The 4,163-nt window shown below is 39.8% G+C and carries 5 protein-coding genes; 1 reads left to right on the top strand and 4 read right to left on the bottom strand.

Features of this window, described 5'->3' with window-relative positions:
- Positions 1-110 precede the first annotated feature (110 nt).
- From prmA to aroQ, 4 genes are all read right to left on the bottom strand, one after another.
- A complete protein-coding gene (prmA, locus tag QZ562_RS20020) occupies positions 111-995 on the bottom strand; it encodes a 50S ribosomal protein L11 methyltransferase (RefSeq protein WP_293764248.1) in 885 nt (294 codons plus the stop codon).
- A 125-nt stretch (positions 996-1,120) separates the two neighbouring features.
- Positions 1,121-2,470 carry an acetyl-CoA carboxylase biotin carboxylase subunit gene (gene accC / locus QZ562_RS20015; RefSeq protein WP_293764246.1) on the bottom strand — a complete coding sequence of 450 codons (1,350 nt, stop codon included), beginning with the start codon at positions 2,468-2,470 and terminating at the stop codon, positions 1,121-1,123.
- Between the two features lie 13 nt (positions 2,471-2,483).
- Positions 2,484-2,942 (bottom strand): acetyl-CoA carboxylase biotin carboxyl carrier protein, encoded by a 459-nt coding sequence (gene accB / locus QZ562_RS20010; protein ID WP_293764243.1) that lies wholly within the window; start codon positions 2,940-2,942, stop codon positions 2,484-2,486.
- Between the two features lie 46 nt (positions 2,943-2,988).
- A complete protein-coding gene (gene aroQ, locus QZ562_RS20005) occupies positions 2,989-3,429 on the bottom strand; it encodes a type II 3-dehydroquinate dehydratase (protein ID WP_293764241.1) in 441 nt (146 codons plus the stop codon).
- A gap of 235 nt (positions 3,430-3,664) precedes the next feature.
- Between aroQ and QZ562_RS20000 the strand changes: the two genes are divergently transcribed.
- Positions 3,665-4,163 (top strand): ACP phosphodiesterase (locus tag QZ562_RS20000; protein ID WP_293764238.1); only part of this gene is annotated, 499 nt, incomplete at its 3' end.

Genomic DNA, 4,163 nt, shown 5'->3' with positions numbered 1-4,163 from the left:
TCTATGTACCAAATAAAAAGAGCAAGCAAACAGGGATAAAACTATAAGCTGCTGTATTTTAAAAATAAGCACTAGTAATGATAATCTGACTTCCTAAGGATCTACCTGTTTTAAGACGTTATTTTAACCCCAGAGACCCTTGCCCACTCTCCATCCACCATGATGGGATCCATATTAAAATCATGGCTGTACAAATCATTAATTTCTTGAGCTTGATTGTCTAAAATTCCAGAGAGCACTAATTTACCACCTGTTTTACAATATTCGGTGATGACCGTTCTTAATTCACGTATTGGCCCAGCAAGTATATTGGCTAGTACCACATCAGCTTTAAATTCAGGTTGATGCTCTGGTAAATACAATTCAATTTTTTCGCCCACATCATTACGATTAGCATTATCTTGGCTGGCTAATAAGGCTTGAGGGTCGATATCGATGCCTATAACACGCTTAGCACCTAATTTAAGTGCAGCTATACCCAATATCCCTGAACCGCAACCAAAATCAACCACGGTTGCTTCAGACAGTTCTAAACGGTCTAACCATCTTAAGCACAGACTCGTTGTTTGATGTGTGCCAGTACCAAAGGCTAATCCGGGATCGAGCATCACATTCACTGCATTGGGATCAGGTACATCACGCCAGCTAGGACAAATCCACAAACGTTCGCCAAATTGCATTGGATGGAAATTTATCATCCATTCCCTTTCCCAATCTTTGTCTTCTAGTTGGTCTAATTTATGATTGAAGTTTTTACCTAACAGCTTGGACTGACTCAGTTGGCTAATAACCCGCGACATATCATATTCTGCGTCATACAATCCCACAATCTGAGTGTCTGGCCATAACATCACTTCACCGGGTTTAGGTTCATACATGGGCGTATCTTTAGCGTCTACAAAAGTGACGGCTTGTGCACCACTAGCTGATAACATTTCGCCAATTTGTTCAGCGTATTCTGCTTGGCTATTTATTTTTAATTGGATCCAAGGCATTAACAAACTCACTGTTAGAAATTTTAATAAGTATAACATCAGCAAACCTGAGATTAGCTAAATGATCAGACATAAAAAAAGAGCGATGAGCGCTCTTTTTATTAATAAATATATTTTATGACAAGTTAATGTCCGCCTATACCTAATTTTTTTTCCAGATAATGAATATTTGCACCACCAGCGGCAAAATTTTCGTCAGCCATTATGCTTTTTTGTAGATCAACGTTGGTTTTAATTCCGCCAATAACCAACTCGTCTAATGCATGACGCATTTTAGCAATCGCCACTTCTCTGGTCTCACCATAGGTGATCAATTTACCAATCATTGAATCGTAATAGGGTGGCACGACATAATCAGTGTATATATGCGAGTCCCACCTCACGCCTAAACCACCAGGTGAATGAAACTTGGTAATTTTACCTGGGCTTGGTATAAAGGTTTTTGAGTCTTCGGCATTGATACGACATTCAATCGCATGACCTTTCACTTGTATCTGGTCTTGGGTCAAAGACAACTTTTCACCAGCGGCTACTCTTAATTGCTCTTTAATTAAGTCGATGCCTGTGATCATTTCAGACACCGGATGCTCAACTTGAATACGCGTATTCATTTCAATGAAATAAAATTCATTATTTTCAAACAAAAATTCAAACGTACCTGCACCACGATAATTAATATCAACGCAAGCTTGGCAACATCTTGCTCCAATTGCGGCACGCATTTCTGGGGTAATGCCTGGGGCTGGGGCTTCTTCTACCACTTTTTGGTGACGGCGTTGCATAGAGCAGTCACGCTCGCCCAGGTGGATGGCATTTCCTTGGCCATCTGCCAATATTTGAATTTCAACATGACGAGGGTTTTCAAGGAATTTTTCCATGTACACAACATCATTGTTGAATGCCGCACCGGCTTCACTTTTTGTCATGGCAATAGATGAGATAAGTTCGTCTTCGCTGCGCACAACACGCATACCACGACCACCGCCTCCACCAGCGGCTTTAATGATGATCGGATAACCAATACTTTTAGCCACTTTTTTGTTTCGTGCTTCATTTTCGCCTAATGGGCCATCAGAACCAGGAACACAAGGCACACCAGCACTTTTCATCGATTTTATCGCTGAAACTTTATCACCCATTAAGTTAATAGTGTCGGCCGTTGGGCCAATAAAGGTAAAACCACTTTTTTCAACCGCTTCAGCAAAGTCTGCGTTTTCAGCTAAAAATCCATAACCGGGATGAATAGCATCTGCATTTGTTATTTCAGCAGCAGCAATAATCCGGGGAATATTGAGATAGCTCTCTGTGGCTGAAGCTTTGCCGATACAAATCGTTTCATCAGCTAACAACACATGTTTGAGTGATTCGTCGGCAGTCGAATGCACTGCTACGGTCTTTATGCCTAACTCTTTACAGGCACGTAAAATTCGTAGCGCGATTTCACCGCGGTTTGCAATGAGGACTTTTTTTAACATTGTCATAGACCTTTTATTCAATCACAAACATAGGTTGGTCGAATTCTACAGGATCCTGATTTTCAACTAAAATTCGTTTCACTACACCGGTTTTATCCGACTCAATTTGATTCATCATTTTCATCGCTTCAATAATACAAAGCGTGTCGCCGACATTGACTTTCTGACCTACTTCTACGAACGATTTAACACCAGGTGATGAAGAACGATAAAAAGTACCTACCATCGGCGAACACATAATGTGTCCGCTTTCCACTGGTGCTGCTTCAGCGACAGTTTCAACGGGGGCTGCTGGTGCGACAGGTACCGCTAATTGTGGTTGTGGTGCATATTGCATAGGTACCGCGGCTTGACTGCTTAGGCTAACTCCACGGTGAATACGAACGGACTCCTCTCCTTCAGTAATTTCTAGCTCAGATATGCCAGACTCTTCCACTAGCTCTATCAACTTTTTAATTTTACGTATGTCCATTTTTTTCTCTCTAATCAGTTAGTCAGCAAGCAATTTTTGCTGATCTTTATTTAGTTAAATATTGTTTGGCCGCCGTTAAAGCGAATTCGTAGCCTTGTGCGCCCAATCCACAAATCACCCCTTGGGCAATATCGGATAAGTAAGAATGCTGTCTGAACGGTTCTCTTGCGTGTACATTGGATAGATGCACTTCGATAAATGGAATAGACACGCTCAAAAGCGCATCTCTTAATGCAACACTGGTGTGGGTGAAAGCACCCGGGTTGATGACAATAAAATCTATCTTTTCAAAAGCATTGTGAATTGTCTCAATTAACTCGTGTTCAGCATTTGACTGCATATGAGTTAAACTTAGTCCTATTGAGGACGCATAGCTGCTTAACTGACTAATAATTTGTTGTAAGCTTTGTGAACCATAGGTTGCGGGCTCACGTTTACCCAACATATTCAGATTTGGTCCGTTGATGACTAATACTTTCACTGGCATACCATCTTAATTATGAATAATTTTGACTTGGTATTTTTCTATGTGAAAAACAGTATTTCAGAATTATTTTTAGTGCAATAAGTGCACAATAACTTAAATTATCAGCCCATTATAGAGAGCAAATAGAAATTAGCAGCAAAATACTGGTCTTATCAGCGAAGATTGCTGCTAAGTTAACGAATTTTTAGGTTTTCACTTGGGTGTCATGTCTTAGTTAATGGGAGAACTTTTTAACTTGAACTATATCGCCCACATTCATATTGGCTCACATACGAAGACAAATTTGTTAGGGAACTTTCTTGGGGATTTTGTAAAAGGTAGTCAGCTACAATACTTACCCTTCGAAATTGAGCAGGGTATTCGTTTACATCGTAGTATTGACGTATACACGGATGCGCATCCTTTAATAATTGAATTAAAACGATCTTTTCCAAGGAGCATTCGAAGAATGGCAGGAGTGGTCATTGATATCTATTTTGACTACCTACTCATGCGAACATGGAAACGATACTCCAACACTCACTTTGATATTATTTTTTCTCTTTTTTATCATCAACTTGAGCAATTTTCATTACCTGACAATGCACACTTTAATCAGCAAGCTGAACGCTTAAAAACCCATCAATGGTTACATCAATATATGAATATTGATACCTGTTTCCAAGCACTTGTGAGTATTGAAAATCGGTTAAAAAATAGAGTTTTATTTGCTACTGAAGCACAATTTTTTTTAC

This window comes from uncultured Paraglaciecola sp., assembly GCF_913058035.1.
Classification (GTDB): domain Bacteria; phylum Pseudomonadota; class Gammaproteobacteria; order Enterobacterales; family Alteromonadaceae; genus Paraglaciecola.
The sequence above is the reverse complement of the archived record's forward strand: the minus strand, read 5'-3'. Positions and strand labels throughout refer to the sequence as shown.